Annotated in this window: 30 protein-coding genes; 22 read left to right on the top strand and 8 right to left on the bottom strand. The window is 66.3% G+C overall.

Going from position 1 to position 24,104, the window contains the following annotated elements; all coding sequences use genetic code 11:
- Position 1 precedes the first annotated feature (1 nt).
- From IFT58_RS03935 to IFT58_RS03950, 4 genes are all read left to right on the top strand, one after another.
- On the top strand, positions 2-439 hold the full coding sequence (locus tag IFT58_RS03935) for a hypothetical protein (RefSeq protein ID WP_192081491.1): 438 nt from the start codon (positions 2-4) through the stop codon (positions 437-439).
- Positions 436-1,101: a phosphoribosylglycinamide formyltransferase gene (gene purN, locus IFT58_RS03940; protein WP_192093975.1), complete on the top strand. Its 666-nt coding sequence runs from the start codon at positions 436-438 to the stop codon at positions 1,099-1,101. Before IFT58_RS03935 ends, purN begins: the two co-directional genes overlap by 4 nt.
- Positions 1,102-1,165: 64 nt before the next feature.
- Positions 1,166-1,966 (top strand): DUF3108 domain-containing protein, encoded by an 801-nt coding sequence (locus tag IFT58_RS03945; RefSeq protein WP_192093976.1) that lies wholly within the window; start codon positions 1,166-1,168, stop codon positions 1,964-1,966.
- 2 nt (positions 1,967-1,968) lie between these two features.
- Positions 1,969-2,652, top strand: a complete 684-nt coding sequence (locus tag IFT58_RS03950; RefSeq protein WP_192081494.1) for a DUF3108 domain-containing protein — start codon at positions 1,969-1,971, stop codon at positions 2,650-2,652.
- A gap of 65 nt (positions 2,653-2,717) precedes the next feature.
- On the opposite strand, the gene IFT58_RS03955 is transcribed toward IFT58_RS03950, so the two are convergent.
- From IFT58_RS03955 to IFT58_RS03965, 3 genes are read right to left on the bottom strand one after another with little or no spacing between them, the layout of a single operon-like run.
- The gene (locus IFT58_RS03955) at positions 2,718-3,017 is read right to left on the bottom strand and encodes an EF-hand domain-containing protein (RefSeq protein ID WP_192081495.1); all 300 of its coding nucleotides are present in this window, start codon (positions 3,015-3,017) and stop codon (positions 2,718-2,720) included.
- Positions 3,014-4,285: a UDP-N-acetylglucosamine 1-carboxyvinyltransferase gene (gene murA, locus IFT58_RS03960; protein WP_192093977.1), complete on the bottom strand. Its 1,272-nt coding sequence runs from the start codon at positions 4,283-4,285 to the stop codon at positions 3,014-3,016. Before murA ends, IFT58_RS03955 begins: the two co-directional genes overlap by 4 nt.
- 21 nt (positions 4,286-4,306) lie before the next feature.
- Positions 4,307-4,537, bottom strand: a complete 231-nt coding sequence (locus IFT58_RS03965; protein WP_012510288.1) for a BolA family protein — start codon at positions 4,535-4,537, stop codon at positions 4,307-4,309.
- A 53-nt stretch (positions 4,538-4,590) separates the two neighbouring features.
- Here IFT58_RS03965 and IFT58_RS03970 point away from each other — a divergent pair, with 53 nt between their 5' ends.
- The 16 genes from IFT58_RS03970 (at position 4,591) to IFT58_RS04045 (ending at position 17,552) form a co-directional block, all read left to right on the top strand.
- Positions 4,591-5,616, top strand: a complete 1,026-nt coding sequence (locus tag IFT58_RS03970) for a KpsF/GutQ family sugar-phosphate isomerase (protein WP_188326390.1) — start codon at positions 4,591-4,593, stop codon at positions 5,614-5,616.
- Between the two features lie 62 nt (positions 5,617-5,678).
- Positions 5,679-6,227, top strand: coding sequence for an HAD hydrolase family protein (locus tag IFT58_RS03975; protein ID WP_192081498.1), 549 nt, complete (start codon positions 5,679-5,681; stop codon positions 6,225-6,227).
- Entirely contained in the window at positions 6,224-6,784 is a 561-nt protein-coding gene (lptC, locus tag IFT58_RS03980; protein ID WP_192081499.1) for an LPS export ABC transporter periplasmic protein LptC, read from the top strand. The genes IFT58_RS03975 and lptC overlap by 4 nt, the downstream gene beginning before the upstream one ends.
- Positions 6,785-6,838: 54 nt before the next feature.
- On the top strand, positions 6,839-7,348 hold the full coding sequence (gene lptA / locus IFT58_RS03985; protein ID WP_192081500.1) for a lipopolysaccharide transport periplasmic protein LptA: 510 nt from the start codon (positions 6,839-6,841) through the stop codon (positions 7,346-7,348).
- Positions 7,348-8,067: an LPS export ABC transporter ATP-binding protein gene (gene lptB, locus IFT58_RS03990; protein ID WP_188326386.1), complete on the top strand. Its 720-nt coding sequence runs from the start codon at positions 7,348-7,350 to the stop codon at positions 8,065-8,067. The genes lptA and lptB overlap by 1 nt, the downstream gene beginning before the upstream one ends.
- A 40-nt stretch (positions 8,068-8,107) precedes the next feature.
- Positions 8,108-9,556: an RNA polymerase factor sigma-54 gene (locus IFT58_RS03995; RefSeq protein ID WP_192093978.1), complete on the top strand. Its 1,449-nt coding sequence runs from the start codon at positions 8,108-8,110 to the stop codon at positions 9,554-9,556.
- A gap of 54 nt (positions 9,557-9,610) precedes the next feature.
- Positions 9,611-9,943: a ribosome-associated translation inhibitor RaiA gene (gene raiA, locus IFT58_RS04000; protein WP_192081502.1), complete on the top strand. Its 333-nt coding sequence runs from the start codon at positions 9,611-9,613 to the stop codon at positions 9,941-9,943.
- A gap of 21 nt (positions 9,944-9,964) precedes the next feature.
- On the top strand, positions 9,965-10,417 hold the full coding sequence (locus IFT58_RS04005; protein WP_192093979.1) for a PTS sugar transporter subunit IIA: 453 nt from the start codon (positions 9,965-9,967) through the stop codon (positions 10,415-10,417).
- Complete coding sequence (gene hprK / locus IFT58_RS04010; RefSeq protein WP_188326382.1) at positions 10,414-11,364, top strand: HPr(Ser) kinase/phosphatase; 951 nt, start codon at positions 10,414-10,416, stop codon at positions 11,362-11,364. Before IFT58_RS04005 ends, hprK begins: the two co-directional genes overlap by 4 nt.
- Before the next feature lie 90 nt (positions 11,365-11,454).
- Positions 11,455-12,336, top strand: a complete 882-nt coding sequence (gene rapZ, locus IFT58_RS04015) for an RNase adapter RapZ (RefSeq protein WP_188326381.1) — start codon at positions 11,455-11,457, stop codon at positions 12,334-12,336.
- Between the two features lie 149 nt (positions 12,337-12,485).
- Complete coding sequence (locus IFT58_RS04020; protein ID WP_188326380.1) at positions 12,486-12,878, top strand: PTS fructose IIA subunit family protein; 393 nt, start codon at positions 12,486-12,488, stop codon at positions 12,876-12,878.
- Complete coding sequence (locus tag IFT58_RS04025; RefSeq protein ID WP_188326379.1) at positions 12,871-13,140, top strand: HPr family phosphocarrier protein; 270 nt, start codon at positions 12,871-12,873, stop codon at positions 13,138-13,140. Before IFT58_RS04020 ends, IFT58_RS04025 begins: the two co-directional genes overlap by 8 nt.
- Positions 13,141-13,142: 2 nt before the next feature.
- On the top strand, positions 13,143-14,900 hold the full coding sequence (gene ptsP / locus IFT58_RS04030; RefSeq protein ID WP_188326378.1) for a phosphoenolpyruvate--protein phosphotransferase: 1,758 nt from the start codon (positions 13,143-13,145) through the stop codon (positions 14,898-14,900).
- Positions 14,901-15,038: 138 nt separating this feature from the next.
- Complete coding sequence (gene mgtE / locus IFT58_RS04035) at positions 15,039-16,400, top strand: magnesium transporter (RefSeq protein WP_192081503.1); 1,362 nt, start codon at positions 15,039-15,041, stop codon at positions 16,398-16,400.
- 11 nt (positions 16,401-16,411) lie between these two features.
- A complete protein-coding gene (locus IFT58_RS04040) occupies positions 16,412-16,678 on the top strand; it encodes a hypothetical protein (protein WP_192093980.1) in 267 nt (88 codons plus the stop codon).
- Between the two features lie 73 nt (positions 16,679-16,751).
- Positions 16,752-17,552 (top strand): prolyl oligopeptidase family serine peptidase, encoded by an 801-nt coding sequence (locus tag IFT58_RS04045; protein WP_192093981.1) that lies wholly within the window; start codon positions 16,752-16,754, stop codon positions 17,550-17,552.
- Between the two features lie 405 nt (positions 17,553-17,957).
- On the opposite strand, the gene IFT58_RS04050 is transcribed toward IFT58_RS04045, so the two are convergent.
- From IFT58_RS04050 to IFT58_RS04065, 4 genes are all read right to left on the bottom strand, one after another.
- A complete protein-coding gene (locus IFT58_RS04050; RefSeq protein WP_192093982.1) occupies positions 17,958-18,182 on the bottom strand; it encodes a hypothetical protein in 225 nt (74 codons plus the stop codon).
- Between the two features lie 602 nt (positions 18,183-18,784).
- Positions 18,785-19,735, bottom strand: coding sequence for an aspartate carbamoyltransferase catalytic subunit (locus IFT58_RS04055; RefSeq protein WP_188326373.1), 951 nt, complete (start codon positions 19,733-19,735; stop codon positions 18,785-18,787).
- Between the two features lie 17 nt (positions 19,736-19,752).
- Positions 19,753-20,220, bottom strand: a complete 468-nt coding sequence (gene ruvX, locus IFT58_RS04060) for a Holliday junction resolvase RuvX (RefSeq protein WP_188326372.1) — start codon at positions 20,218-20,220, stop codon at positions 19,753-19,755.
- Complete coding sequence (locus tag IFT58_RS04065) at positions 20,213-20,779, bottom strand: YqgE/AlgH family protein (protein ID WP_188326371.1); 567 nt, start codon at positions 20,777-20,779, stop codon at positions 20,213-20,215. Before IFT58_RS04065 ends, ruvX begins: the two co-directional genes overlap by 8 nt.
- A gap of 81 nt (positions 20,780-20,860) precedes the next feature.
- Between IFT58_RS04065 and IFT58_RS04070 the strand changes: the two genes are divergently transcribed.
- On the top strand, positions 20,861-22,657 hold the full coding sequence (locus tag IFT58_RS04070) for a DUF4153 domain-containing protein (RefSeq protein ID WP_192093983.1): 1,797 nt from the start codon (positions 20,861-20,863) through the stop codon (positions 22,655-22,657).
- Positions 22,654-23,190, top strand: a complete 537-nt coding sequence (locus IFT58_RS04075) for a DNA-3-methyladenine glycosylase I (RefSeq protein ID WP_188326369.1) — start codon at positions 22,654-22,656, stop codon at positions 23,188-23,190. Before IFT58_RS04070 ends, IFT58_RS04075 begins: the two co-directional genes overlap by 4 nt.
- A 129-nt stretch (positions 23,191-23,319) precedes the next feature.
- On the opposite strand, the gene IFT58_RS04080 is transcribed toward IFT58_RS04075, so the two are convergent.
- Positions 23,320-24,027 carry a YitT family protein gene (locus tag IFT58_RS04080; protein WP_192093984.1) on the bottom strand — a complete coding sequence of 236 codons (708 nt, stop codon included), beginning with the start codon at positions 24,025-24,027 and terminating at the stop codon, positions 23,320-23,322.
- Positions 24,028-24,104 lie beyond the last annotated feature (77 nt).

Here is a 24,104-nt window from a genome sequence, read left to right on the forward strand (position 1 = left end):
GATGTCCGCCACACCTCCCCCGTTGAACGTCCCGCGCGGCTGGACGTCGATGCAGGTCGCCTCGCACCTGCACACCCTGAAAATACTGTTCTATGTGCTGGGCGGACTGGAGCTGATCCTTGCCGCGTTCCTGCTGCTGGCGACGGTGGCCGGCTATGTCAGCGAGCCCCCCGGCAGCGGCCCGGACGCCGCCCCCCTGCTGCTGTTCGTGCTGCTCGGAGCAGGCACGGCCACGTTCGCCGCGCTGGGCGGGTTGAGCATCAAGGCCGCAGGCTGCATGGGCGCACGTCGCCAGCATCGGCTGTGCCTGATCGTCGCCGGCCTGGCCTGCCTGACCGGAGCGCTGGGCATCGCGCTTGCGGCCTATGCGCTATGGGCGCTGTTGCGCCCGGAAGTGGTGGCCAGCTTCGACGGCACCGGCCGCGCGGTCGCCGCATGACCCGGCCTGCCCGCATCGCCGTCCTGGCATCCGGCCGGGGCAGCAACCTGCAGGCCATCCTCGATGCGATCGCACAGGGCGTCCTGCAGGCCGAGGTCGTGGGGGTGTTCTCCGACAAGCCGGACGCCGCCGCCCTTCTGCGCGTTCCTGCGGCACAGCGATGGGCGGCGGCACCCCGTGGGTTCGCAGATCGTGCCGCGTACGAGACCGCCTTGGCCGATGCCGTTGCACGCAGCGCACCGGACTGGATCGTCTGCGCGGGCTACATGCGCATCCTGGGGCCGGCCTTCGTGGCGCGCTTCGATGGGCGACTGGTCAACATCCACCCCTCGTTGCTGCCGTTGTACAAAGGCCTGCAGACCCATGCGCGCGCGCTGGAGGCCGGCGACACGGAGCATGGTGCCAGCGTGCACTTCGTCGTGCCGGAGCTGGATGCAGGCACGGTGCTGGCACAGGCGCGCGTTCCCGTCCACGCCGGCGATACCGCCGAAACGTTGGCCGCGCGGGTGCTGGAGGTCGAGCATCCCCTGCTGATCGCCAGCCTGGTGCTGCTGGCCAGCGGACGCGTAGCTGAACAGGGAGGTCAGCTGCAGCTGGACGGTCACCCCCTTTTCAGCCCGCTGGTCCTAGATTCGTCGGGTGTGCTGCGCTCGCCCCTCTGAGCTGAACACGCGCCACTGACCGTGGCGCTGGCATGCTGCCCCCTTCCCTTTGCCTCTGCCCGGTATGAAGAAGACGACGCTGCACCGACCCGCGCTGTTGCTGTCCGCCCTGTTCTGCATGGCGGCGCTGCCTTCGGCTGCGCAGCAGGCCGCGCCTGCCGTCCCGGCCGAAGCGCCGCCGGTGCCCGGCCTGGCGGCGATGGCGTGGGAGCCCCCGGTACTGGAGCCGTTCACCGCCACCTACCAGGCTCTCTACAAGGGCAAGGAAGCAGGCGATGCCACCATGCGCGTCACCCATGCCAGCGGCACTCAATGGCGGGTGGACATGCAGGTGGTCGGCCGGCGCGGCTTTGCCAGCGTGCTCGGCTTGAATCTGGAACAGAGCACGGTGTTCGAGAACCGCAACGGCCAATACGTGCCGCTGAGCCAGAGCACCGTGCGCAAGGGATTGTTCCTCGGCAAGAAAGTGACCGGCACCTACGACTGGCAGGCCGGGACGGCGCGCTGGCTGGGCGACCTGAAGAAAGAACGCACCCAGCCCATTCCGCTGCAACCCGGCGACCAGAGCGCGCTGCTGCTGAACCTGGCGATCATGCGTGACGCCCGCCCGGGCAGCAGCCTGCACTACCGCTACGTCGATGTCGGCCGCGTGCGCCAGCATGACTACCAGGCCGCCCCTGCCACCGAAAGCGTGCAGGTCGGCGAACTGTCCTACGACGCGCTGCGCGTGTACCGCACCAACGGCGGCAATGACGAAACCATCCTGTGGATCGCAAACGGCGTCCCCACGCCGGTGCGGATCCTGCAACGCAAAGACGGCGAGGACAACATCGACCTGCGCCTGATCGAATACCAAGGAGTCTGAGCATGACCACGTTTCAACGCCCGCTGACCTGGATCGCCGCTGCCGCCCTGTCGGTAGCCAGCCTGCCCGCCATGGCCCTGCAGCCGTTCAAGGCCGATTACCTGGCCAGCTACATGGGCATGCAGGCCAACGGCACCATGACACTGGCCAGTGAAGGCACCGGCAAATGGCGCTACAGCCTCAAGGTGAAGAACCAGCTGGCCGACCTGAGCCAGAGCACCGTGTTCGAGGAAGCCAACGGGCGCCTGCGTCCGCTGAGCAGCCAGGACAGCTCGGTGCTGCTGGTGAAGAAGCGCAACGTGCAGGCCAACTACAACTGGACCAGCAACCAGGCCACGTGGACCGGCGACATCAAGCCCGACCGCGCAGGTCCGGTCGCCTTGAAGGCCGGGGACATGGATGCGCTGCTGATCAACCTGGCGATCGCGCGCGACCTCGCCGCCGGCAAGCCGCTGAACTACCGCATGGTCGACGAAGGCCGCATCAAGCCGATGACCTACCGCGTGGTGGGCAAGGAAGCCGTCACCGTGGCCGGCAAGAGCTACGAAGCGACGAAGGTGTCGCGCGTGGACGGCAACAAGGAACTGATCGCCTGGATCGTGCCGGAGTTCCCGGTGCCGGCGCGGTTGCTGCAGCGTGAGAGCGGCAAGGACGCGCTGGACCTGACCATCAAGGGCATCAACTGAGGCATGGGGAGTGACGGCCGCTGGCCGTCAGTCCCTGTGTGGACGGCCAGCGGCCGTCACTACCCTCATTCCGCCTGGAACACCGTGCGGCAGTCCACGCGGATCTGCTCGCCGGTCTTGCGCCACAGGAAGGTGCGGCACTCGCGGTTGCCTTCCTTGGTTTCTGAAACGCCCACGGCGTAGAACGCCTGCAGGATCTCGTCACGGGTCACCGTGCCGTCGGCGTTCCAGTCCATGTCCTTCTGCTCCACCCCCTTGGTGATGGCGAGGCCGGCAAACCAGGCATACGCCAGGTAGGCCAGCATCAGCAGCACCAAGGCCAGCAGCGCCTTGCGGCGGCGCGTGAACTTGCCGCGCAGGATCATTGCACGCGCCGGATGGTGGCACCGAGCGAAGAAAGCTTCTCTTCGATGTTCTCGTAGCCGCGGTCCAGGTGGTAGATGCGGTCGATGGTCGTATCACCATCGGCCATCAGGCCCGCCAGGATCAGCGAGGCCGACGCGCGCAGGTCGGTCGCCATCACCGGTGCACCGCTCAGCCGCTCGGCACCGCGCACGATCGCCGTGTGGCCTTCGACCTGGATGTCCGCGCCCACACGCAGCAGTTCGTTGACGTGCATGAAGCGGTTTTCGAAGATGGTTTCGTTGATCACGCCCACGCCATCGGCCACGCAGTTGAGCGCCATGAACTGCGCCTGCATGTCGGTCGGGAACGCGGGATACGGCGCGGTCGTCAGGTTCACCGACTTCGGCCGCTGCCCGTGCATGTCCAGGGTGATGGTGTCGGCGGTGGTGCTGATGGTGGCGCCAGCCTCGATCAACTTGGACAGCACCGCTTCCATCGTGTCCGGGCGCGCACGGGTGACCGTCACGCTGCCGCCGGTCATCGCGGCGGCCACCAGGAAGGTGCCGGTTTCGATGCGGTCGGGCAGCACTTCATGGCGCCCGCCATGGAGGCGCTTCACGCCTTCGATGACCAGCCGGGCGGTGCCCAGTCCTTCGATCTTCGCGCCCAGCGCGATCAGGCACTGCGCCAGATCGGTGACTTCCGGCTCCATCGCGCAGTTGTCCAGGACGGTGGTGCCTTCGGCCAGGGTCGCGGCCATCAGCACGTTCTCGGTGCCGGTCACGCTGACCATGTCGAAGGTGAAGTGGCCACCCTTCAGCCGCTTGGCGCTGGCCTTGATGAAGCCGTTTTCGACCACGATTTCCGCACCCAGAGCCTGCAGGCCCTTGATGTGCTGGTCGACGGGACGCGAGCCGATCGCGCAGCCGCCCGGCAGCGACACTTCGGCTTCGCCGAAGCGGGCCAGCAGCGGGCCCAGCACCAGGATCGAGGCGCGCATGGTGCGCACCAGCTCATACGGCGCCACGTGCTGGTTGACCGGACGCGGGTCGACCACGATGGCGCTGCCACGCGACAGCGTGCCCTGGTCGATGGTGACCTTGGCGCCCAATTCGCCCAGCAGCTTCACCGTGGTCACCACGTCGTGCAGGTGCGGCACGTTGGTGATCTCGACCGGTTCGTCGGCCAGCAGGGTCGCGCACAGGATGGGGAGGACGGCGTTTTTGGCGCCGGAGATGCTTACTTCACCGTGCAGCGCTTTGCCGCCGGTCACAACGATCTTGGCCATGTATCAGGGTCTTTTTCGGGTTCAGCCGGCTTCGGCCGGGGTCACGGTCTTCAGTGCCAGCGCATGGATCGCGCCGCCCATCAGATCGCCGAGGGTGGCGTACACCATGCGGTGGCGAGCCAGCGGCATCTTGCCCGCAAAGGCATCGCAGACCACGGTCGCCTCGAAGTGCACGCCATCATCGCCCTGCACGTCGGCACGGGCGCCGGGCAGGCCGGTTTCGATCAGATTGCGGATGGTGTCAGCGTCCAACGGGCTTTCCTAATAAAATGTCGGTTCATTCTACTCTGCTGCGTGGCATCCGAATGGCTGACACCAACCTGCCCCTCCCTCCTGCCGGCCTGCCGGGCAAGGCCCCGGCCGACCCGGCCGCGCTGGTCGCCAGCGGCAAGCGCGTGTTCCAGATAGAACAGGAAGCGCTGCAGGCCGTGGCCGCCGGCCTGGGCGATGCCTTCCAGCAGGCCTGCCAGCACATCCTGACCGGCCGGGGCCGCGTGGTGGCCACCGGCATGGGCAAGTCCGGGCACATCGCGCGCAAGATCGCCGCCACCCTGGCGTCGACCGGCACGCCGGCGTTCTACGTGCACCCCGGCGAAGCCGGCCACGGCGACCTGGGCATGATCACCGAAGCCGACGTGGTGCTGGCGCTGTCTTATTCCGGCGAGTCGGATGAGCTGCTGATGCTGCTGCCCGTACTGAAAAGGCAGGGCAACGTGCTGATTTCCATGACCGGCAAGCCGCAGTCCAGCCTGGCGCGCGCCGCGGACGTGCATCTGGATGTGAGCGTACCGGCAGAAGCCTGCCCGCTGGCGCTGGCACCGACCTCGAGCACCACCGCCTCGTTGGCGATGGGCGATGCGCTGGCGGTTGCGCTGCTGGATGCGCGCGGCTTCACCGCCGATGACTTCGCCCGCTCGCACCCGGCCGGCAGCCTGGGCCGCCGCCTGCTGCTGCACATCACCGATGTCATGCACAGCGGTGACGATCTGCCACGCGTGGACATCGGCGCCAGCCTGAGCGAGGCGCTGGTGGAAATGAGCCGCAAACGGCTCGGCATGACGGCCGTGGTCGATGCGGATGGGGTACTGATCGGCCTGTTCACCGACGGTGACCTGCGCCGCGCGCTGGACAGCGAGTTGGACGTGCGAAGCGCACGGATTGCCGATGTGATGACCCGCAACCCCCGCACCATCAATGCCGATCAGTTGGCGGTAGAGGCCGCACGACTGATGGAAACGCATAAAATCAACGGCTTGATGGTGGTGGATGGCGGCGGGCACGCGGTGGGTGCACTCAACATTCATGACCTGTTGCGGGCCCGGGTGGTTTAACCGAACACGTCCCGCCCCCATTCATTGATTACCGCACGACGAATCCGGATACCCCCCTGACGATGCCCTGGTCCCCCCTGCCCGCTTTCCCCGCCCACCTGCATGCCGTTGCCGGGCGTATCCGGCTGGCCTGCTTTGACGTGGACGGCACGCTCACCGATGGTCAGCTTTACTACGACCGTGAAGGGAATGAGAGCAAGGCATATTTCGTGCAGGACGGGCTGGGACTGAAACTATTGCAGAAGCACGGCATCCATCCGGTGCTGATCACCGCGCGCAACAGCCAGTCGGCGTTGAAGCGTGGGGCGGACCTGGGCATCGACACGCAGATCGCGGTCGGCGACAAGCTGGCCAGCGTGCAGGCGCTGTGCGAACAGCACGGCATCGGGCTGGACCAGGTGGCCTTCATGGGCGATGACCTGCCCGACTTGGCCCCGCTGTGCCACGTCGGCCTGGCGGTCGCGCCGGCCAATGCGCACCCGTGGATCGCCGAGCGCGTGCACTGGCAGACCCGCGCCGAGGGTGGCCGCGGTGCCGCGCGCGAACTGTGCGATGTGCTGCTCGCTGCTCAGGGCCGCGTCGACGCCGTGCTTGCTGGGTTCGGCGCATGAACTGGCGCACCGTGATCGGCGGCGTACTGCTGGTGGTGGCCGTGCTCAGCGGCTGGTCGCTGTTGCGCAACCGCGACAAGGGCCCGCAGGTCACCGTGGACGACGGCACCGTGGACTACGTCCTGCACGACTTCCAGATCGTGGTGCTGGACGACGAGGGCAAGGAATCGACCACGCTGCGCGCGCCGCGGCTTGAGCGCCTGCGCGCCGACCAGACCATGACCATCGCCACCCCGGTGTTCGAAATGCCGGCCAGCGATGGCAACCACTGGACCCTGCGCAGCCAGACCGGCTGGGTCAGCGCCAAGGGCGAAGAGATGCGCCTGCGCGGCGATGTGAGTGGCGACAGTCCCAGCGAGGGGGCGACCCCGCCGACCACGTTCCGCACCACGCACCTCAACGTCTTCCCGAAAGACAACCGCGCCGCCACCGATGCGCTGGTGACCATGACCCGGCCGGGCATGGAACAGAGCGGCGTCGGCTTCGAGCTGGATTCCAAGAACAACACGTATCATTTCCTCAGCCAGTCCAAGGGCCGCTACACGCCCCGGCGCTGATCCCTCTTTTCCTGCCCGGCTGGCCCGGGCACCCCATCCGGCAGAACGGACACGATGAAAATCCACTTTGCAGTTCTTTGCGCGCTCAGCTTGTTGTTCCCGGTGGCCGCCCATGCGAAATCCACCGACCGCAACGAGCCGATGAACATCGACGCCGGCGCCCAGGCCGGCACCCTGACCGGTGACGGCAAGACCATGCTGTCCGGTGGGGTGGTCATCACCCAGGGCTCGCTGGACCTGCGCGCCGCCAATGCGGAAATCCAGATCAGGGGCGGCGAAGCGGTGCGTGCGATCTTCACCGGCAAGCAGGCCACCATGCGCCAGCAGATGGACGACGGCAGCTGGATGGACGCCACCGCCGACCGCATCGACTACGACATCACCGGTGAAATCATCACCCTGACCGGCAACTACAAGGTCACCAGCGCGCGCGGCACCAATGCGGGCCAGCGCATGGTCTACAACACGCGCAGCGGTGAAATGAACAGCGGTGGCGACGGTACCCGCGTGCGCACGGTCATCCAGCCGAAGAACAAGGCACCGGCCGCAGGGAGCAGCAAGTAATGCTCGTTGCCAAAGGCCTGCGCAAAAGCTACAAGCAGCGCGAAGTCGTCAAGGACTTCGGACTTACCCTGGAAGCGGGCGAAGTGGTGGGCCTGCTCGGTCCCAACGGCGCCGGCAAGACCACCTGCTTCTACATGATCGTCGGCCTGGTGGCCGCCGATGCCGGCAGCATCGTGCTGGATGGCAAAGACATCACCAGCGATCCCATGTACACCCGCGCCAAGCAGGGCGTGGGCTACCTGCCGCAGGAACCGTCGGTGTTCCGCAAGCTCACCGTGGCCGACAACATCCGCCTGGTGCTGGAGCTGCGCGATGACCTGGACCGGGCCGGCCGCGAACGCGAACTGGCCAGCCTGCTGGACGAACTGCAGCTCGGCCACGTCGCCGAACAGTTGGGTGCCAGCCTGTCCGGCGGTGAGCGACGTCGTTGCGAAATCGCCCGCGCACTGGCCGCACGGCCCCGCCTGATCCTGCTCGACGAGCCCTTCGCTGGCGTCGATCCGATTTCGGTCGGCGAAATCCAGCGCATCGTGACCCACCTCAAGCAGCGCGGCATCGGCGTACTCATCACCGATCACAATGTCCGCGAAACCTTGGGAATCTGCGACCGCGCGTATATCCTCGCTGAAGGTACGGTGCTCGCCCAAGGTGCGCCTGCGGATCTGCTGGACAACGCGGATGTCCGCCGCGTCTATCTGGGAGACTCCTTCAAGCTCTGAAGGTGGCCGCCGGACCCTCCTCTTTCCGTTGGGCGGTGGCATGAAAACGCGGTTGCAGACATCGGTGGGGCAGCATCTGGTCATGACGCCGCAGTTGCGCCAGGCCATCCGGCTGCTGCAGATGTCGACGACCGAGCTGGATGTCGAAATCGCCGAAGCCGTGGAAACCAACCCGCTGCTGGACTGGGACGACAGCCCGGAGCCGACGCCCGGCAGCGAAGTAGGCAGCAGTGAAGCACCCGCCGGTCAGGACACACCGGCAGACAGTGACGCGCCGCCCGCGGACGCCGGTGGCGATGATGACTGGACGCCCGCAGAAGTGGACTGGAGCGGATCGGGCAGCAGCAGCGGCTCGTTCGATGAAGATGACCTGGGCAGCGCCGCCGAGCGGGTTGCCGATACCGAAACCCTCGCGGATCACCTGCTGTGGCAGCTGCATCTTTCGCCGCTGTCCAGCCGCGACCGCAACATCGGTGCCGCACTGATCGATGCGATCGAAGACGACGGCTACCTGCGGGAAGCATTTTCCGGCATCGCCGAAACGCTGCTGCCCGACATCCATGCGGGCGACGACGAAATCCTGACCGTCCTGCATCAGATCCAGCGCTTTGATCCGGTCGGCGTGGGAGCGCGCACGCTGGGCGAATGCCTGCAGTTGCAGCTGGATGTACTGCCCTCGGACACACCGGCGCTTGCCTTGGCCCGGCGCATCGCCGGCGGCCCGCTGGAGCGCCTGCCGCGCAGCGGCGTAGCCGGCATCGCACAGGAGCTGAAACAACCCGTGGCCGACGTGGACGCGGCGGTGACGCTGCTGCGTTCGCTGGATCCGCGCCCAGGCACTCAGATCGCCGCCGTGGCACAGGACACCTATGTCGTGCCGGATGTCGTCATCTGGCGACAGGCCGGCGTATGGCGCGCCGCGCTGGCCGGTCACGCCGGGCCCAAGGTGGTCATCCACCGGGGCTACGAGAGCCTGATCCGCCGCTGTGGCGAAGCAGATGCCGGGTACCTGAAAGCCCACCTGCAAGAGGCACGCTGGCTGCTGAAGGGGCTGGAGGCGCGCGGCGAGACCCTGCTGCGGGTAGTCGGCAGCCTGCTGCAGCACCAGGCCGGGTTCCTGGAGTTCGGCGCGCAGGCACTGCGCCCGCTCACCCTGCGCGAGATCGCCGGAGAGCTCGGCCTGCACGAATCCACCATCTCGCGCGCCATCGCCCGCAAGCACGTGCGCACGCCACGCGGCACCGTGCCGCTGCGTGCCTTCTTCGCCTCCGGCATCGATACCGACGGCGGCGGGGAGGCGTCCAGTACGGCCATCCAGTCGATGATCCGGAAACTGATCGACGATGAGAACCCGCGCAAGCCGCTTTCTGACGCCAAGCTGGCTGACCTGCTGAAAACCTCGGGTATCCCGGTAGCGCGCAGGACCGTGGCGAAGTATCGTGAAGCCATGAACATTTCCGCCTCGCACGAAAGAGTCAGAATCGCTTGACGCATACCGCGCCCGGCGGAAAGGTTCATTGGCAAATCCAAAAGGAGATACCCGATGCGCATTGAAACGTTTGGCAAAGACGTCGAAGTCACCCCGGCCCTGAAGGAATATGTAGAGACCAAGTTCAAGCGGCCAGGCAACCACTTCGTCGGCGAGCACTGCGAAACTCGGGTCACGTTGAAGCTGCAGAAGAACGAACACCACGTGGATGCGACCGTGAACATTCCGGGGCAGACGCTGCACGCTGAAGCCAATGGCCAGACCATGTATGCGGCCATCGACATCCTGGCCGACAAGGTCGACCGACTGCTGACGTCGGAGAAGGAAAAGAAGCAGCAGAAGAAACAAGCGCACGTCCCCCTGCCGTTGGGCGACAATGACGGCTGATGCCTTCACTTCATCCCGCTCATGCCCCTGACTGATCTGATGGCAGCCGTGCAGACCCAGGTCTGCGCGGCTACCGACCGCGACGGCGTCCTGCTGGCTGCAGCGCACCTGCTGGCCTGCCGACAGGCCAACACCGAACAGATCCACCGCAACCTGCGCGAGCGCGAGGCGCTGGGCAGTACGGCCATCGGCCACGGCATCGCCATTCCACATGGCCGCGCACCCGCACTGGAACGCCCGCGCGGCGCGCTGCTGAAGCTGCTGACGCCCGTGGATTTCGGTGCGGAAGAGCCGGTAGACCTGGTGTTCGCGATCGCGGTGCCGTCTCATTACACCCACCAGCACCTGATGCTGCTGTCCGAGCTGGCCGAACTGTTTTCCGAATCCAGCATCCGCGACGCGTTGCGCAACGCCAAGGACGCAGACGCACTGCGCGCCATCATCGACTTCCCGCCACCGGCGAGCGCCGCATGAATACGAGTATCACCGCACGCGAATTGTTCGACCAGCAACGCGACAGGCTGGCCTTGCGCTGGGTCGCCGGACAGAAAGGCGACAAGCGCGAACTGGAGGCCGGCAACACGGTCTCCCGCCGCCCGTCGCTGGCCGGCTACCTCAATGCGATCTACCCCAACAAAGTGCAGATCCTCGGCACCGAAGAACTGACCTGGCTGGACTCGCTCGATTCCCGGCTGCGGTGGGAGACCATCGAAAAGATCATGCAGTCGCACCCGCTGGCACTGGTGATCACCCGCAACCAGCCCTGCCCGGAAGACCTGCGCGCTGCAGCCGATGAATCCAATACGCCGCTATGGCTTTCGCCCAAGCGCGGGCACGAGCTGCTGAACCACCTGTCGTACCACCTGGCCCGTACGCTGGCACCGCGGGTGATCCTGCATGGCGTTTTCATGGAGATCTATTCCATCGGCGTGCTGATCACCGGTGAAGCCGGGTCCGGCAAGAGCGAGCTGGCGCTTGAACTGCTGAGCCGTGGCCACCGCCTGGTCGCCGACGATGCCCCCGAATTCACCCAGATCGCCCCTGATGTGCTGGACGGCACCTGCCCGGAGCTGCTGCAGGACCTGCTGGAAGTGCGCGGCCTGGGCGTGTTGAACGTGCGCGAGATGTTCGGTGACACGGCGGTAAAGAAGAACAAGTACCTTCGGCTGATCGTCCACCTGACCAAGCCGATGACCGAACCCAGCGCTTACGGATACGAACGCCTGACCGGCGATTCCGGCACCCGCCACGTGCTGGACCTGGATGTGCCGCTGATCACCCTGCCCGTGATGCCCGGACGCAATCTGTCGGTGCTGACCGAGGCCGCCACGCGCCTGCACATCCTGCGCACCAAGGGCATCGACCCCGCCGCGATGTTCATCGCCCGCCATAGCAATCTGCTCGAACGCCGCAGCCCCTGAACCCGGTAGTGACGGCCGCTGGCCGTCAACCCACGGATCACCGCCACCCCGCCAGCCGCCAACACCCCGCCCGCCACCAGTGAGCCCGCCATGAACCGCCCTGCCCCGCCCGCCCCGACCCTGATCATCGTCAGTGGCCTGTCCGGTTCTGGAAAGTCCGTGGCCCTGAAAACCTTCGAAGACCAGGATTACTACTGCTCCGACAACCTGCCCATCGACCTGCTGCCCGGGTTCGTGCGCAGCGTGCTGGCGGTGAAGGGCACCGCGCCGCGGCGCCTGGCGGTAGGCATCGATGTGCGCGGCCAGAGCGACCTCAGCCAGCTCGCGCAGTGGCGCAGCCAGGCCGAAGAAGCCGGGGTGCGTGCACAGCTGCTGTTCTTTGAAGCCAACGACGAAGCGCTGCTGAAACGCTACGCCGACACCCGCCGTCGGCACCCGCTGAGCCAGCTGGGTCTGTCGCTGCCGGAGGCCATCGAGCGCGAACGCGAGCTGACGTCCCCGCTCCGCGACGCCGCCGACGCCATCATCGACACGACCGCGCTCAACGTGCACCAGCTGCGCCGGCGCATCGTGACCGAGTATGCCCTCGGCCATGCCACGCCGTTGTCGCTGCTGTTCGAGTCGTTCGCCTACAAGCGCGGCGTGCCGGCCGAGGCCGACTTCGTGTTCGATGCGCGCGTGCTGCCCAACCCGCACTGGGACCCCGAGCTGCGTCCACTGAGCGGCCGCGAAGGCGGCGTGCGCGATTACCTGGAGGCGCAGCCCGAAGTACAACGCTACGTCGGCCAGCTGACCGACTTCCTCGACACTTGGCTGCCCAAGCTGGGCAACGACACCCGCAGCTACGTCACCGTGGCCTTCGGCTGCACCGGCGGCAAGCACCGCTCGGTGTTCCTCGCCGAACGCCTCGCCCGCCATGCCCGCGAACAAGGCTGGCAGGACGTAGCCACCTACCACCGCGAACTCGACTGAAAAAAGGGGACGGAGGGGATTAAGTCGTTATCGGCGTGCAGTAGCCAATAACGACTTAATCCCCTCCGTCCCCTTTTTTATGAATACGGAACACTGAAGGGCTCTACGACTGCTATCGCAGCTTCATGCCGACCTGTTAACGTTCAGGCATGACCTGTGGCATTCTCCTCGTAACCCACCCTGGCGTCGGATCTGCCCTGCTTGATGTGGCGACCCGGCTGCTGCGGCATCTTCCGTTGAAGACTGAAGCCTTCGACGTGCCGTTCGATGCAGATCTGGACACCTTGCTGCCCCACGCATCGGCTGCCATGCGCCGTGTGGATGGCGGCGATGGGGTGCTGATCCTGACCGACCTGTACGGCGCGAGTCCCAGCAACCTGGCCGCGAAACTGGCCCGGCTGGGGACGCCGGCGCGGCGGGTCGCGGCCTTGAGCCTGCCGATGTTGTTACGAGTGATGAACTATCCGGAACAGGATCTGGATCAATTGCCCGCCACTGCGGCGGCGGGCGCGCGCAATGGAGCGATAGTCGACGATGCTTGAGAAAGAACTCACCGTAACCAACCGCTTGGGCCTGCATGCCCGCGCCACTGCGAAGCTGGTGCAGGAGCTGGCGCCTTTCCGCTGCAACGTGACCATGGCCGCCAAGGGCCGCGAGATCAATGCCAAGAGCATCATGGGCGTGATGCTGCTGGCCGCCGCTCAGGGCACACCGGTGACCATCCGCATCAATGGTGAAGACGAGCAGGCCGCGATGGACGCGGTGGTCTCGCTGTTCGAGCGTCGCTTCGACGAGGACAGCTGAGCATGCCGCGCGCCCGCGCTGGATTGTCCCCCACCGGCCTGCCGCCGGTGCAACGGCTGTCCGGCCATGGCGCGTCCCGTGGTACCGCCCTGGGGCGGGCGCGGGTGCGTCTGGCGCACTCGCTGGACGTTGCCGAAAAGCGCATCGCCCCCCAGCAGGTGGAGAAGGAGCTCAAGCGCCTGCACGCCGCACTGGACGCCGCACGTGCGGAAATGCACGACCTGCGGCAGCGGCTGCAGGGGGCGTTGAACCAGGAAGCCGGCGAGTTCCTCGACCTGCACGCACTGTTGCTGGACGATCCCGAGCTGTTGTTCGGGCTGGACGAACTGATCCGCAGTGGGCCCTACAGCGCCGGGTATGCGCTGCGCCTGCAACGCGACCGGTTGGCCAAGGTCTTCGATGGCATGGACGATGCCTACCTGAAGAGCCGCATGGACGATCTGGACCATGTGATCGGACGCATCCACGCCTTCCTGCAGCCGGTGCTGCCCCCCGCGGTAAAGGGCCTGGCCGGCGAGATCCTGGTCTGCGACAACATCGCACCGTCGGAGATGGCGCAGTTGCAGTCGCAGGGCGTGGTGGCGATCGTCACCGTGGCCGGCAGCGCGCTGTCGCACAGCGCGATCCTGGCACGCAGCCTGCACCTGCCGTTGATCGTCAACGTGCCGGGCCTGCTCAACAAGGTCAGCGACGGCGACGTGCTGATCGTGGACGCCAGCGATGGCACCATCACCGTCAACCCTCGCGCCGAAGACCTGCGCGACTACCGCGTGCGTTTGAAAGAACACGCACGCGAACAGCGCGACCTGGGTCGCCTGCGCAGCAAGCCCAGCCGCACGCTCGACCACGTGGACATCGCGTTGCTGGCCAACGCCGAATCGCTGGAAGACGTGACCCAGGCGCATGCGCTGGGCGCGCAGGGGCTGGGCCTGTACCGCACCGAATTCCTGTTCCTGCAGCGCAACGAACTGCCGGATGAAGAAGAACAGTTCCGCACCTACCGTGATGCGGCGCTGGGCATGGCCGGCCGACTGGTCACCATCCGCACACTGGATCTCGGTGCCGACAAAGCCGACCGCACCGGCCTGACCCTGAGCAACGAGGAAAATCCCGCGCTGGGCCTGCGTGGCGTGCGGCTGTCGCTGGCCCGTCCGCTGGTGGCAGACACCCAGCTGCGCGCGATCCTGCGAGCCAGCGCCTACGGCAAAGTGCGCGTGCTGGTGCCGATGGTGAGCACGCGCGAGGAGCTGCTTGCCGTGCGCCGGCGCATGGCCAAGCTGACCGTGCAGCTTCGCGCCGAAGGCCATGCGATCAGCGAACGGGTGCCGCTGGGCGCGATGATTGAAGTGCCCGCCGCCGCGTTCGCGCTGGAAAGTTTCATCGACCTGGTCGATTTCCTGTCGATCGGCACCAATGATCTGGTGCAGTACCTGCTCGCCGCCGACCGCAACAATGAAGCACTGGGTGAGCTGTATTCGCCGCTGCACCCTGCGGTACTGCGTCTGCTGAAGCTGGTGATCGAGACCGGTCAGCGTTACCGCATCCCGGTGGCGGTCTGTGGTGAGATCGCCGGCGACGCGCGGTTGGCCCCGTTGCTGCTGGCCTTGGGACTTACGGAATTCAGCCTGCACCCCGGCACGCTGCTGGAAGTGCGCCGCGCGATCCGCGAAAGCAACCTCGGCGAACTACGCGAGCGTGCGCCGAAGCTGCTCGCCGCCCGCGACCGCCGCAGCATCGAACGCTGGCTGGAAGCCTGCTGACCGGTGGCGACGGCCGCTGGCCGTCACTCTTTCCTGGCTTCTGCTTTTCACATAGCAGGACCATAATGACGCCCTGACCACCCCTGATGCGGCATCCTCCCCGGGATCGCAGCCTTTCTCTTTCCTGCGGGAGTTCCGATGGCCGAGGCCGTACGCCACGACAAGACCGCGCGCCAACTGCGCCTGCTTTCCGATGCACTGGACAGTGGTCGGCTCGGCCCGGTGCGCCGCCTGGTCAACACGCTGGCGCCGGCCGAGATCGGCAACCTGCTCGAATCGTTGCCGCCCGGCAAGCGCGAGATCGTGTGGGGGCTGGTCGATCCGGAAGACGACGGCGAGGTGCTGGTCCACGTCGGCGACGAAGTGCGCGAGAGCCTGCTCGCCGACATGGACCCGGACGAGATCATCGCTGCGGTCGAAGACCTGGACATCGATGACCTTGCCGACCTGGTCGAAGACCTGCCGGACACCGTCATCGACGAAGTGCTCAAGTCGATGGACCGCGAGAACCGCGAACGCCTCGAACAGGTGCTGTCGTATCCGGAGGACAGCGCCGGCCGCTTGATGAATCCCGACGTGGTCACCGTGCGCGCGGACGTCAACGTCGACGTCGTGCTGCGTTATCTGCGCCTGCGCGGTGAGCTGCCCGATCACACCGATCACCTGTTCGTGGTCAGCCGTCGCCATCAGTACCTGGGACGCCTGTCGCTTGCGGCATTGGTCACCCACGAGGACAACACGCCGATCAACCGGCTGATCGACGACGAACAGCCCGCCATCGACGTCGGCGAAAGCGCGGACGAAGTCGCCCGGCAGTTCTCCGATCATGACTGGGTATCGGCCCCGGTAGTGGACGACAACAACATCCTGCTCGGCCGCATCACCATCGATGACGTGGTCGATATCATCCGCTCGCAGGCCGAACACCAGGCGCTCGGCGCCGCCGGCCTGGACGAAGAAGAAGATCTGTTCTCGCCGATCAAGCGCGCCGTGCGCGGTCGCGTGGTCTGGCTGGGCATCAACCTGTGCACCGCCTTCCTCGCCGCCAGTGTGATCGGCCAGTTCGAACTGACACTGCAGAAAGTGGTCGCGCTGGCCGTGCTGATGCCCATCGTCGCCGGCGTCGGCGGCAATGCGGCGGTGCAGGTGCTCACCCTGATGGTGCGCGGCATCGCGCTCGGCCAGGTCGGCCCCAGCAATGCGAAGATCCTGCTGTGGAAAGAACTGCGGGTCGCCATGATCAACGGCACCCTGATCGGCCTGCTGGTCGGCCTGATCGCCTTCGTCTGGTTCCACAGCTGGCTGCTGTCGATCGTCATCACCCTGGCCCTGATGATCAACTTCTGTGCCGCTGCACTGGCCGGCGTGCTGTTGCCGCTGATGCTCAAGCGCATGAACGTCGACCCGGCCGTGGCCGGTACCGTGGTGGTCACCGCGGTGACCGACGTCATGGGCTTCTTCAGTTTCCTGGGCCTGGCCACCCTCATTCTGCTGCACTGACCGATACCGATATGGCCACTACCGTAAACAATTACTTCCAGGCCGGCTGGCGCGACCAGCAGCACACCTGCGCCTCGTGCGAGTGGAAGGGCAGCTCGCGCACGATGGTGATGGAGCTGGCCGAGGACGTGACCGAGTATGACTGCCCGGTCTGCGAAAACCCGTTGCTGATCGTGGTCCATCCGGATATCGAACAGGTACAGGCCGCTGCGGCGGCAGGCAACGAAGAAGCCCGCGAGCAGCTGGACATCATCGCGAGTTTCCCCCGCCCCGACTGATGCAGCGCACGATGCCCCGGCGGCAGAACAGGATTACGATGGAAGCGATTACATCACTGCCTCCTGGACTCCCATGCGCCGTCTGCTGCTGCGTTGCTCCGCACTTGCCGTCTTCATGATGACCTTCGCCGGTTGCGCCACGGCGCCGGACCCCACCGCCGGGCATTTTGAATCGCGCACGATCACCGTTGACGGTCAGGCGTCGCGCTATCAGGTGTTCGTTCCCTCCGACGCCATCCGCGCGGCCGGCCCCCTGCCGGTAGTGCTGTTCCTGCACGGGTCCGGCGAGCGCGGCCGCGATGGCAGGAAGCAGACCAAGGCAGGCATCGGGCCGTACCTGCGCGAGCATGCGAAGACGTTCCCGGCCTTGGTCGTCCTGCCGCAGGTGCCCAACCGCGAGGAATGGAGTGGCCTCAACAACCGCATCGCCTTGGCTGCGCTGGACGCCAGCGTTGCCGAGTTCGCTGCAGATCCCGCCCGTCAGTACCTGACCGGCATGTCGATGGGCGGCTACGGAAGCTGGAACATCGCACTGGCCGAGCCGACGCGGTTCGCCGCCATCGTGCCGGTATGCGGCGCGGTGCTGGCCCCGCGCGAAGAGCGGGAGAGCCTGTTCGTCGAGGCGGTCGCCCACGAAGCAGACCCCTACACGGCGCTTGCGGCGCGGTTGAAGAACGTGCCGATCTGGATGTTCCATGGCGCCGAGGACGACGTCGTGCCGCCAAGCGACGACCGCAAGCTGCACGCTGCCTTCAAGGCCGTCGGCGCACGCGATGCCCGTTACACCGAATACCCGGACGGCAACCACAACGCGTGGGATGCCACGTACGCCGATGCGGCCATGTGGACCTGGCTGTTCGCGCAGAAGCGCTGAATCCAGGCAAGGACGGCCGCTGGCCGTCAGCCCTCCCCCACCCCACGCCCAACCTTGCACCGACTGCGCCCCGCCCTGGCACCCCGCACGATGGGCCATGAGCAGCGAAAAATTGAACGCAGGCCAACGATCCCTCTGCGGGCACCGTGACGTCCTGACGACCAGCGGCGGGCACTCACTACACGCGCTGTTTTTGATAGCCCACGACCGCTTTGCCACGCAGGGTGAAGGAAGAAGCCGCAGGGGTCTGACATGAAACTCGACACTGTCTGTTGGTGGGCGCCATCCGCGAGGCTGACCCTGCTCCTTGCAGGGCTCATCCTATCTGCACTGGCTAGCGCTGCGCCCACTGAGACGCTTCTTGTCGCCTTCAAACGTGATGTAACGGTTATCTCGTCGAGCGATTCAGAAGACCGTGCCGATCAAATACGACGTGCGTTCCTTCACCACTTCGGTGCCACGCCCGCTGATGCCCAGTCCTCCACCGAACTCCTGAAAGCACGGCTTTACGGGCTGGCGACGGTCGCACATCACGCGCCGGATGAGGGCTCGGCTAAAGAAGCTGCCGCGCTGGCCTCGATACTGCACGGCCGGCAGGCAGCAGATCATCGCGAGATCAGCTACGTCCATCGCATGCTGCTGGCCCAGCGTGATTTCGACGGCGCTTCATACTGGTCCAAGCGCTTCCCCGAGGTTCAACTGACCACCGTGCCGAAGGTGGAGCGGATGTCCGCCCCACAGCGACATAACGCCTACGCGGTCTCTGCAGATGGGTCGCGGCTGCTGGAGCTCCATCTGGACATGCACGCATATAGCGGCGTGTTGATCCTGGGGCATCCTGCCTGCGGTTTCTCACGCAAGGCGGCAGCCTGGATGCGCACGATCGCGCCAGAGCGGCGCCCATCTACCGTGAGGTGGCTGACGCCAGTGGACGGCGACCTGCAATTACCGTTGATAGCGGAGTGGAACGCGTCGCATCAGGATCAGGCTCTCCTTATCGCCCGCCACGAACGGGACTGGCCGTTCGTGCAGGTGTGGGATACACCGCAGTTCTTCATATTCTCAAACGGTACGCTGCAGTTGCATCTCGACGGATGGAACGAGCGGACCGAGCAAGCACTGGTGAGGTGGCTCGACCTGCAGGGCCAGGCCACGCCCGATGAACATATCCGCGAACAGGGGAAACAATCGGGGCAACACGGGGCAACGGACCGAGCCGTTGCCCCGCAGGGTCAACCCAGCAGCGTTTCCAACACCGCCATGCGCACGGCGACGCCGTTGGCGACCTGGCGCAGCACCCACGACTGCGGGCCGTCGGCCACCTCGTCGGTGACCTCCACGCCGCGGTTGATCGGGCCGGGATGCAGCACGGCGGCATCCTTGCCGGCGCGGGCCAGGCGGGCGGCATGCAGACCGTACTGCGCGTGGTACTGCTCCAGTGACGGCACCAGGCCTTCTTCCATGCGCTCGCGCTGCAGGCGCAGCATCATCAGCGCGTCCACGCCCTCCAGCATGGCATCGAAGTCGTCGCCGACCACGCAGCCGTGCAGGGTGTCATCGTCCGGCAGCAGCGACTGCGGACCGCATACCCGGATCTCGCCCACACCCAGCGTGCGCAGCGCATGCAGGTCGGTGCGGGCCACGCGTGAGTGCTTCACGTCGCCCACGATCACTACCTTCATCTTCGCGAAATCACTACCCTTGGCCATGCGCAGGGTCAGCATGTCCAGCAGCCCCTGGGTGGGGTGCGAGCTGCGGCCGTCGCCGGCATTGATCAGCGCGGTGCCTTCGCCCGCCGAGGCAGCCAGTTCGGCCACGGCCCCATCATCGGGGTGGCGCACGACGAAGCCGCGCACGCCCATCGCTTCCAGGTTGCGCAGCGTGTCGGTGGCGGTCTCGCCCTTGCGGGTGGACGACGTGGACGCATCGAAGTTCAGCACATCGGCGCCGAGCCGCTGCGCGGCCAGCTGGAATGAGCTGCGGGTGCGCGTGGACGGCTCGAAGAACAGCGTGCAGACCGCAGACCCGGCCAGCACGGCGCGCTTGTTGCCGACCCGGCCAACGGCGGCGTCGCGGATCTGCCCCGCACGATCCAGCAGCTGCAACAGGGTGTCGCGCGGCAGGCCTTCAAGGGTGAGCAGGTGACGCAGGCGTCCGGAAGAATCGAATTGCGAGGCAGTCATGGGCAGGGGTCGGCAGGTCAGGAAACAGGAATGGCGTCATCCGGGCTGGACAACCAACGGTCGATGATCACGGCAGCGGCCACCGCGTCCAGCGCGGCGGCATCACGGCGACGCTTGCGCCCTTCGCTGCGCTCAACCGCGAAGCGGCGCGCGGCTTCGACCGAACTGGAGCGCTCGTCGATCATCACCACCGGCAGTTTGAAACGTTCCCGCAACTGGCGGGCAAAGCCCTGCGCACGCTTGCGGTTGGGTTGGTCCTTGCCGTCCAGAGTGAGCGGGTCGCCCACCACCAGGCCGTTGGGCGACCATTCTTTGATCAATCGTTCCACCGCCGCCCAGTCCGGTCCGCTGCCGTGTACATCCACCACGGCCACCGCGCGCGCATGCGCAGCGAACGCACTGCCGATGGCTACGCCGATGCGGCGCGAGCCGACGTCAAAGCCCAGCACCGTGCCATCGCGGGGGATGGCGGCCGGCTCAGACATGGCCGCTGTAATCGGTCATCCGGAACATGTCCACGCCGATGCGCGAAGCCGCGCCCTGCCAGCGCTCGTCCAGCGGCGTGCGGAACAGCAGGTCGGCGTCGGCCGGCACGGTGAGCCAGCTGTTGTCCGCCAGCTCGCCTTCCAGCTGCCCTTCGCCCCACCCGGCACAGCCGAGGGTGACCAGGGCATTGGCCGGGCCATCGCCGCGTGCCATCGCTTCCAGGATGTCACGCGAGGTGGTCAGGAACAGGCCATCGCCCACGGGCAGGCTGGACTCCCACGCACGTGCGTCGTCATGGATGACGAAGCCGCGTTCGGGGTGTACCGGGCCGCCGTTGAGCACCACGCGCACGCGCAGCGCCTCATCGTCGGTGGTGATGTCCATCTGGGCCAGCACCTCACCGATGGTGTAGTCCGTGGGCTGGTTCACCAGCACGCCCATGGTGCCGTTTTCATCGTGCTGGCAGATCAGCGCAACGCTACGGGCGAAGGGCGCCTCTGCCAGCGAGGGCAGCGCGACGAGCAGATGATGGGCGAGGGATGTGGAGATCTCAGGCATGGGCCACATTCTACCTGCTGGGCCGTGTGTGGGTGCGTGAGACGGTAGGATGGCGGCCACGCCGCAGCTTGTGAGACCGCGATGCCCACCAGCCCCCCACTGCCCCCGTCCACCCGCAGTGCCATCGTGCTCATTGCGCTGTTGCAGGGGCTGATGCTGTATGTGGCGCAGGAACTGGCCGGGAGTTGGCCGCTGCAGGATATCGGCTCGCGCTACCGCTGGTATGCGTGGGTGCTGACCGTGCCCACCGCCATCGCGCTGACCGCCGTGGACCTGCGTGAGCGCCGACTGTGGCTGCACGCCGCAGTGGCGTCGGTGGTGGTGCTGGGGCTGTCGAGCTGGATCGGCTGGAACCTGCAGGGCGAGACCGGGCTGCGCAGCGAACCCTTGCGCCTGCCGTTCTCGCTGGCGATGGCCATTGCCACGTTCATCAGCCTGCCGTGGTGGCAGTATCGGTTGCAGCATGGGCACTGGCGCGCCAGCTATGACGCGCTGTTCGAACGCGCGTGGCAGAACGGTCTGACGCTGGCCTTGGCCGCGTTGTTCACCCTGCTCACCTGGTTGCTGCTGTGGTTGTGGGCAGCGCTGTTCGGTCTGTTGAACATCACCTTCTTCAAGGAGCTGTTTGGCCAGGATGCCTTCATCGCCTTGGCCACCGGCACGCTGGCCGGCTTCGGCGTACTGATCGGCCGCACCCAGCAGCGCGCAATCCAGATCACCCGTCAGGTGCTGTTCGCCGTATGCCGCGGGTTGCTGCCACTGCTGTCCTTCATCACGGTGATCTTCACCGTCAGCCTGCCCTTCACCGGCCTGGACGCGCTGTGGAATACCCGCTCGGCTGCCTTCCTGTTGATCACCCTGACACTGCTGCTGGTGACCTTCGTCAACGCGGTGTACCAGCATGACAGCGACGCACCGCCCTACCCTGCATGGCTGCGGCGCCTGGTGGAAGCCAGCCTGCTTGCGCTGCCGGTGCTCGCCGCGCTGGCGCTGTATGCAACATCGCTGCGCATCACCCAGTACGGCTGGACGCTGGACCGCTTCTGGGCCGTGTTGATCGCTGTGGTGGTGATCGGTTACGCGCTGGGTTATGGCTGGGCGGCGGTGCATCGGCGCGGGCGCTGGCTGCAGGGGCTGGAGCCGGTCAACCGGGTCATGTGCTGGGTGGTACTCGGCGCAGCCCTGCTGTCGAGCTCGCCCCTGCTGGACCCGGCGCGCATCACCGTCGCCAGCCAGCGCGCGCGTCTGCTGGCCAACCCCGATGGCATCAGCATCGCCGATGCGATGATGCTGCGCTTCGAGGTCGGCCGCCGCGGCGTGCAGGCCCTGCGTGACCTGCAGCAGGAGCCTGCATTTGTTGCCGACGCACGTGCGAGCAGCGTGGTCACCCAGGTGCTGGCCCGCACCGGGCAGTGGGGCACAGGCGAGCCAGCCATCGACGCGGGCATTCGGGATGTCACCGTGCTGCGCAAGCGCCTGCCGCTTGCCAGCGGATCAGCATCCCCGCCGGACAGCTGGTGGCAGGCGCTGCTGGCACGAAAGCTGGAAGCCGGTGACTGCCTGGACGGTGAAAAGCCCTGCGTGATCGTGAGCGCTGACTTCGACAACGACGGCCGACAGGACGTGCTGCTGTGTGCCTTGCCGCATCAGCTGGGCGCGTATTGCCAGTTGCACGCACTGGGCCGCCAGGGCTGGTGGACCGCAGGCAGCTACGCATTTGGTTCCGGTGATACACGCGACGGCAGTGCACAGCTGCATGCCGCCGTGCGCGAGGGCAAGCTGGTTCCACAGGCGCCGCGCTGGCCCGGTCTGGCGGTCGATGGCCGGCCGCCGGTCAGCATCGATAATCTTTCCGAAGAACCGGAGCAGACGCCATGAGCGGCTATTGCCTCATCGCCCCAGGCCATCCCGTGCATGGCCATTACCATGACCACGAGTATGGCTTTCCGCAGCGCGAAGAACGCGAACTGTTCGAACGGCTGGTGCTGGAAATCAACCAAGCTGGGCTGAGCTGGGAAACCATCCTGAAGAAACGCGAAGGATTCCGCCGCGCCTACGACGGGTTCGATGTGGATGTGGTGGCGGCCTACGAACAGCCAGACATCGACCGCCTGCTCGGTGATGCGGGCATCATCCGAAACCGCTTGAAGGTGGCCGCGGCGATCCACAATGCGCAGGTGATCCAAGGGCTGCGTGAGCGCCACGGCAGCTTCGTCGGGTGGCTGGATGCGCATCACCCGCTGGACAAAGCCGAGTGGGTGAAGCTGTTCAAGAAGACGTTCCGCTTCACCGGCGGCGAGATCACCGGCGAGTTCCTGATGAGCCTGGGCTACCTGAAAGGCGCCCACGCCGATGACTGCCCGGTGCAGGCGCGGATACTCGAATTGAAACCCGCGTGGGCGTCCCGGTAACGCCTGCGCCCGGTAGCGCCGAGCCATGCTCGGCGAGCGCAGCGGCCCATCAGACGCCCATCTACCGGCCCCGGCGGTAACGCCTGCGCCCGGTAGCGCCGAGCCACGCTCGGCGAGCGCAGCGGCCGATCAGACGCCCATGTACCTACCGGGGCGATGGTTGAACATCAGCACCAGGCTGAGCACTACCGCGCCGATCGCCGAATACATGACCTGGATCGGCGCCAGCACCGAGAACGACACCAGCATCAGCATGGCATCGAAGCTCATCTGCACCTTGCCAGCACTCCAGCCACGGGTGCGCTGCAGGTAGACCGCCAGAATGCCGATGCCGCCCAGGCTGGCCCGGTGACGGATGAAGAACAGAATGCCCAGCCCCGCCAGCGCGCCGCCTACCAACGCCGAATACAGCGGCGCGATATGCGCGAAATCGGCCCAGCGCGGCAGCAGGTCGGTCAGGATGCCGCAGGCGGTGACGGCCGCGAAGGTCTTCAGGGTGAACTCCCAGCCCATGCGGCGCACGCCCACCCAGTAAAACGGCAGATTGACCAGCACGAACACCAGGCCGAAGTTCCAGCCGGCGGCGTAGTGGATCAGGAAGGCGAGCCCGGCCATGCCACCGATCATCAGCCCGCCCTTGGCAAAGATGGCCAGGCCCAACGACGCCACCAGCGTGGCCAGCACCATGCCCTGCACGTCCTCGGCATACGAATGACGCAGTGATTTGGCATCCAGCGCAGTGCCGGCAACGTCCGGCGGCGGGGTCAGCGGACCGGCAGTGACGAGGTGGCCGTCAGCGTCGTCGCACGGCGCGGGGCCATGGGATTGGAGGGACATGTGCGTGGGGTGTCGCGGTGGGGAGACGTATTAGACACGATCCCGATGACAGTTGCAGTTGAAATCATTCACCGTCG

The organism is Stenotrophomonas sp. CFBP 13718 (assembly GCF_014842145.1).
Lineage (GTDB): Bacteria > Pseudomonadota > Gammaproteobacteria > Xanthomonadales > Xanthomonadaceae > Stenotrophomonas.